This is a genomic window from Colwellia sp. TT2012 (assembly GCF_001440345.1).
GTDB lineage: Bacteria > Pseudomonadota > Gammaproteobacteria > Enterobacterales > Alteromonadaceae > Colwellia.
In genome coordinates this window covers 1-293 of record NZ_LJYX01000206.1, presented here as the reverse complement: position 1 = coordinate 293, position 293 = coordinate 1, and the positions used below count along the sequence as shown (strand labels likewise).

Here is a 293-nt window from a genome sequence, read left to right as displayed (position 1 = left end):
GAAGTTTAGCAATGTCCTACTCTCACATGGGAACTCCCACACTACCATCGGCGCAACTGCGTTTCACTTCTGAGTTCGGAATGGGATCAGGTGGGGCCACAGCGCTATGGTCGCTAAACAAAAAAGGTCAATCTAGAAATTTGATATAAAAAGTTTACAAAAGCGTTTCAAGTAACACGAGTACGTGTTTTATATATTTAAAATGTCAGTCTTCATACACACTTTATAGTTCAAAACTACTTGGGTGTTGTATGGTTAAGCCTCACGGGCAATTAGTATCAGTTAGCTCAAGA

At 40.3% G+C, this 293-nt stretch carries 1 rRNA gene; it reads right to left on the bottom strand.

From position 1 onward, the window contains the following. Window positions 1-3: 3 nt before the first annotated feature. Window positions 4-118: ribosomal RNA gene (gene rrf / locus ASU03_RS19590) — 5S ribosomal RNA — on the bottom strand. Window positions 119-293: the final 175 nt, after the last annotated feature.